We start from the raw sequence: 5,297 nt of genomic DNA, 5'->3' as shown, positions 1-5,297 counted from the left end.
GCATTTCACAGATCCTAGCATCAGATCTGTAGTAAAATGCTGGCGTCTATCCTCTATGATTATGGCAGATTTTCGGTGGAAGTTAAATCCACCCTGTTATTAGGCGCTTACCCTGATTCCGGGAGTGGACGACGGAGCGCAGGACCTGGAGGAAACCCGCAGACTGCTCCGCATGGAATATGAACAGGGAGTTAGAAACATTATCGCAACCCCTCATTACAGAGATCAGATGTTTGATACACCCATCCGCACCATCCGCAGCCAGTTCGCTCTGGTGGAGAAATGCGTACAGGAATTCAATCAGGAGCTTGCTAAGAAAGACAGAATGAGAATATACCTGGGCTGTGAATTCCATGCAAACATGCAGATGAGCAGAATGCTGGATGAGGGAAGGGTCAGTACAATGGCAGATTCCGGCTATGTTCTGGTAGAATTCTCAGGAAATGCAGAATACAGCTACATAGAAGACCGCCTCCGCAGCCTTATCATCGTAGGCTACCGCCCCATCATCGCACATGCAGAACGCTGCGACAACCTCTGGGGTGACCTGGAACTGATCAGGGACCTGGCACAGATGGGAGCCTATATACAGGTAAATGCAGACAGCATTCTGGGAAAAAGCGGATTTTATACAAAAAGATTCTGCAGGAAGCTGATGAAAGGAGACCTCCTTCACTTCGTAGGCTCTGACTGCCACGACAGCCGGTACAGGATCTGCCGCACAGGAGAAGCATACAAAAAAGTAATCAGCAAAATGGGACAGGAATATGCTGACAAAATTTTTATTGAAAATCCTTCCGTAATTGTAAAAAATGGGGAAAACAGAAGGAAATTTGTCAAATACACTTGAAGAATGTCAGAAATAATATTACAATTTTCAAAGTATGGATCGGCCTGTAATAACTCTGGTTTGATCATATAAGGAAGGAGAACCAAGAATTTGATAAAAGAGGCAAAGAATACCCGGGAAAATCCTGCGCAGCCTGTGGTCACTGAGACGATCATACAGCAGGAAGACACCATAGACCTTGTGGAACTTTTCTGGGTACTGGTCAATCATTGGAAAATTATCCTGCTGACCATGCTGATCACAGCAATGCTGGCAGGTGTCTATTATCTGGTGGGGGTGAAACCATCTTATCAGGCAGACGCATCCATTTTTATCACAAACAATGAATCCGTGATCACAGTTTCTGACCTGCAGCTGAGTTCAGAGCTTACAGAGGACTATGCGAAGATCATCAAGAGCCGTAATGTTCTCAAACAGGTCATCAAAGAGCTGGATCTGGATCTGGATTACAGAGGACTCAGTAAACTGGTCAGTGTAACGAATCCGGACAATTCCCATATTATTACCATCACAGTTACCTGCGGTGACGTGGAACTGTGCAGAGATATTGCAAACAGTCTGATGAATATCGGACTGGACCGTATTTACCAGGTGGTAGGAAGCAGCGAACCTACAGTTATCGATTACTCAGAGGCAGAGGCAGTGGATGAGATCACTCCTGCACTGACAAAATATCTGGCGATTGGACTTCTGCTGGGACTTATCGCAGCCTGTGGACTGATCTGCGTACGTTACATGACAGACACTACATTAAAGACAGAGGATGACCTGAAGAGATATCTGGATATCCCGGTACTTAGTGTGATTCCTTATTACGAAGAGAAGAAAGAGTAGAAGATGGGCAGAGAAGATAACAATATTGAATCCCTGTTTCAGGATCTTGTGAAAGAATCCGGATATACGGGAAGACAGACAGAGGTAATACATCCACATGTATCAGATGTATCTTTCCGCGTAAATGAGGCCATCAATATTCTGCGTGGAAACATCCAGTTAAGTGGAAGAAATATCAAGACAATAGCTGTAACAAGCGCCATTTCAAATGAGGGTAAATCATCAATAGCCTTCCGCCTGGCAAAGAGCATGGCAGGGCTTGAGAAGAGAATCCTCTTTATAGACTGCGATATCCGTAATTCTACCATACAGAACAGATATGATATTGTAGGCGAGAAGAAGGGCTTAAGCGAATACCTGTGCGGAAATATCAGCAAAGAGAAGATCATCTACCGCACAGATGACAAATACCTTGACATGATCTTTACAGGTGCAGTGGCACCAAACCCCAGTGAGCTGGTATCAGGTCCGTTGTTTGTAGAACTGATGGAATTTGTGCGAAGCGTTTATGATTATGTGATCGTAGATACTCCACCGTTAAACCTGGTTATCGACGGGCTGCTGATCGCCAAACAGTGTGACGGAACTGTCCTTGTTGTGGAGAGTGGAAGGACAGACAGGGCACAGGCTGATAAAGCAAAGCAGCAGATACAGTATGCAGGTATCCGTCTCCTCGGTGCAGTGCTGAACAAAGCGCCGGTTTATGAGAAACATTATGGCTATGGCTACGGATACGGCTATGGAAAGAGCGCTAAGAAGAATGAGAAAGAAAAGAAGAAATAACCCTGTAAATAAGAAACAGATCATCATCAGTCTGGTGATCTGCCTGGCTGTAGCTTTGTTTGCAGCAGTTTTTATCCATATGGAACAGACAAAGCAGAAATCTATGCAGATCACTGCAGGGAACACCCACAATGTGGGCAGCAGTTATAGAAATATTGTTTACAAAGGTCAGGAATATCAGTATAATAACCGTATCATAAATATTCTCTATGCCGGTGTGGACTCCACAGGCAAGCTGGAAGCTTCCTCCCAGTATGGAAATAAAGCCAGGGCAGACAGTATTGCTCTGGTGGTGATGGATGAGAAGAACCGCAGGATGACCATTCTCTCCATTAACCGTGATACCATGACTGATATCCGAAGATATACAATGAACGGCAATGACAAGGGACTCTATACCACGCACATCGGATATGCCTACAGCTATGGCGATGGGGGAAAGGTAAGCTGTGAGAGCCTCTGTGAGGCAGTATCCCTTTTACTTGGAGATATCCCTGTGAAGCGCTATGTAGTGACAAACCAGGACTCCATGTCCTATATCAACGAGCTGGCAGGCGGGATCACACTTACAGTGCCAAACAACGATCTTCAGGAGAAATATCCGGAGATGGCAGAGGGTGCACAGGTTAACCTGGATGACAGCAGCATAAAGGATTTCCTTCAGTACAGAGATACAGAGGAGTCCTTCAGCAATGAGGGCCGTATGCAGAGACAGAAAGCCTATCTCACAGCTTATGTTGAGAAGATGCAGTCCATGGATGAGAATGACCTTGAGAAAGCATGGGATTCCCTCGATGTGATGGACGATTATATCCAGACAAGTGTGACACGCAACCAGTATCTGGGACTTGTGAAGACCCTTAAGAAAGCAGAGTTCACAGAGGACAGTATAGAGCAGCTTCCGGGAACAGACCAGGAGGGAGACCTTCATGATGAGTTCCATGTGGATGAAGATGCACTCCGGGAACTGATCATCCGTTTATTTTATGAAAAAGTATGACAGGCTGCTGTTTTTCAACCGTCTTGTTATAAAGTAACCGTAAATTAATAAGAATAGAGCCAGAAGAAGACAGAAAGGAAGGCATTCTTATGAAAAGAAAATATTTCAGCATTTTACTTGCAGCAATGACAATTGCAGCATCTGTCAATGTATATGCAGCCCCAAGTATCGGACAGATCATTCCGGAAGCTCCAAAGGTAGTTGAGGGAAATCTGTCAAACAACCAGCAGCTGATCGTAAAAGATGTTGATACAGGTGCCTACAAGGATAAAAAAGTTGCAGAGGTAGTAACAAAAGTAAATGATGATAATACCAAGGTAAACATGAATGAGATTCTGAAAGACCTTAAGGTAGATACAACAGAAACAATTAAAACAAACACAAATCAAAAAGTAAATCCGTCCCTGTATGAGCCTCTGACACCTTTCGTAGATCTGGTTATTAAGGAAGGTGATAAGATCACATACGAAACAGATGGCGCTATCAAAACAACCCTTACCATCGAAGCTGCCAAGGATGTGAATAAAAAGGAAGTACTTCTGATGCAGATCAATCCGACAACAGGAAAAGTTACCTTTGTTGCAATTGAGAAGCTGGACAAAGCTACAGGTGAAGTCACAGCCACCTTCGATTCACTTGGACCTGTAATGCTGATCGAGAAGGTTCCGGTTGTAACCAAGAAGGTTTCTCCTGAGAAATACGCAGACGAAAAGGTAGCTGATGTAGCAAAGAAGCTGAAAGATCAGAAAGCAGGCTTTACTCTGACAGATTTTATCGATGATCTGACAGATACAGAGAACAAAGAGGTCACACTGGACAACGGACAGACCATCAACATGGACGACTATGTCAGCGCAAGCAGTCTTATAGATATGGCGATTAAGATGTCAGATGATTATTCCTATGACATGTCCGGTTCCCTTGACGCACAGGTACACTGTGACATTGACAGTGTTGACTGGAAGAGTCTTGTAACTGCTAATGATGCAGACTTTGACATTGATACAGCAGAGGGCGACCTGAGCCTTCTTACAGAGATAGAGCCATTCACAATCCCGGACAGCATTGTTGTACAGGCAGATGCTTCTACAGGAGAGCTTAACTATCTTGCAGAGCCTGAATTGAGCTTCGCATATCCGGAAAAAGAAGAAGAGGAAGCAGAGGAAGCAGACGACGCAGACGACGCAGACGACGCAGATGAGACTGCTGACACAGATGAGACAGCTGATGCAGAAGATGATCTGATGAGTTGGATCGTTAAGGACGAAGCAGGCTCTTCTGAACAGCCAGATCTTGTGATCAAAGGCGAATTCAAAGGCATGGGACCTCTTGCAATCTTCACAAAAGACGCAAAATAATCTGATAAGAGAGGAACAGTTCAATGTCACGAAAATCTCACAGACACAAACATAAAAAAAATAAATTCATGTCCTCAGTGCTCTACTATGTGTTGGTTCTTGCTCTGGTAGCAGGCCTTCTGTTTGTTGTAAAGGTAAACCGCCAGGAACGTGCAGAACGCACGGAATATAAAGAAAAGCTGGTCGGCAAAGAGACTGTGGAAGACATCGGTGTACTGGACGACATGATGGTACGACCTACAGCAGAACCTACGGAAACACCAACTGATACAGTAGCAGATAAATGATAAAAAGTACCAAAAATTATTGCATCTTTTTGGCAATAAAGCTATAATAACATGTAGATAAGACGAAAGGTCTATTGTTAGTGACTTCATGAGCTGTCACTGATGTGATTTCATCGCCTGTCAGTAGATTGTTCAGTTTTCTGTCTTTGTTTATGTTAGCAGACTGGGGAGTTTCCCTCCCCAGA

The 5,297-nt window shown here is 44.3% G+C and carries 6 protein-coding genes; all 6 read left to right on the top strand.

Annotation, left to right across the window (positions count from 1 at the left end):
- The first annotated feature begins 124 nt into the window (after window positions 1–124).
- A complete protein-coding gene (locus ACTQ50_RS18985; protein WP_441485465.1) occupies window positions 125–850 on the top strand; it encodes a CpsB/CapC family capsule biosynthesis tyrosine phosphatase in 726 nt (241 codons plus the stop codon).
- A 90-nt stretch (window positions 851–940) separates the two neighbouring features.
- On the top strand, window positions 941–1,684 hold the full coding sequence (locus tag ACTQ50_RS18980) for a YveK family protein (RefSeq protein WP_368255856.1): 744 nt from the start codon (window positions 941–943) through the stop codon (window positions 1,682–1,684).
- A gap of 3 nt (window positions 1,685–1,687) precedes the next feature.
- Window positions 1,688–2,467 carry a CpsD/CapB family tyrosine-protein kinase gene (locus ACTQ50_RS18975; protein ID WP_441485464.1) on the top strand — a complete coding sequence of 260 codons (780 nt, stop codon included), beginning with the start codon at window positions 1,688–1,690 and terminating at the stop codon, window positions 2,465–2,467.
- Window positions 2,445–3,467, top strand: a complete 1,023-nt coding sequence (locus ACTQ50_RS18970; protein ID WP_441485463.1) for an LCP family protein — start codon at window positions 2,445–2,447, stop codon at window positions 3,465–3,467. Before ACTQ50_RS18975 ends, ACTQ50_RS18970 begins: the two co-directional genes overlap by 23 nt.
- Window positions 3,468–3,556: 89 nt before the next feature.
- Entirely contained in the window at window positions 3,557–4,825 is a 1,269-nt protein-coding gene (locus ACTQ50_RS18965; RefSeq protein WP_441485462.1) for a hypothetical protein, read from the top strand.
- 23 nt (window positions 4,826–4,848) lie between these two features.
- Window positions 4,849–5,112 (top strand): hypothetical protein, encoded by a 264-nt coding sequence (locus ACTQ50_RS18960; RefSeq protein WP_441485461.1) that lies wholly within the window; start codon window positions 4,849–4,851, stop codon window positions 5,110–5,112.
- The last annotated feature ends 185 nt before the right edge of the window (window positions 5,113–5,297 follow it).

It is taken from the genome of Blautia sp. Sow4_E7 (genome assembly GCF_052116245.1).
Lineage (GTDB): Bacteria > Bacillota > Clostridia > Lachnospirales > Lachnospiraceae > Blautia_A.
The sequence above is the reverse complement of the archived record's forward strand: the minus strand, read 5'-3'. Positions and strand labels throughout refer to the sequence as shown.

Excerpts from the sequence above, each read along its gene's own strand:
- ACTQ50_RS18975 (WP_441485464.1), top strand. The coding sequence starts at position 1,688 with ATGGGCAGAGAAGATAACAATATTGAATCCCTGTTTCAGGATCTTGTG.
- ACTQ50_RS18970 (WP_441485463.1), top strand. The coding sequence starts at position 2,445 with ATGAGAAAGAAAAGAAGAAATAACCCTGTAAATAAGAAACAGATCATC.
- ACTQ50_RS18965 (WP_441485462.1), top strand. The coding sequence starts at position 3,557 with ATGAAAAGAAAATATTTCAGCATTTTACTTGCAGCAATGACAATTGCA.
- ACTQ50_RS18960 (WP_441485461.1), top strand. The coding sequence starts at position 4,849 with ATGTCACGAAAATCTCACAGACACAAACATAAAAAAAATAAATTCATG.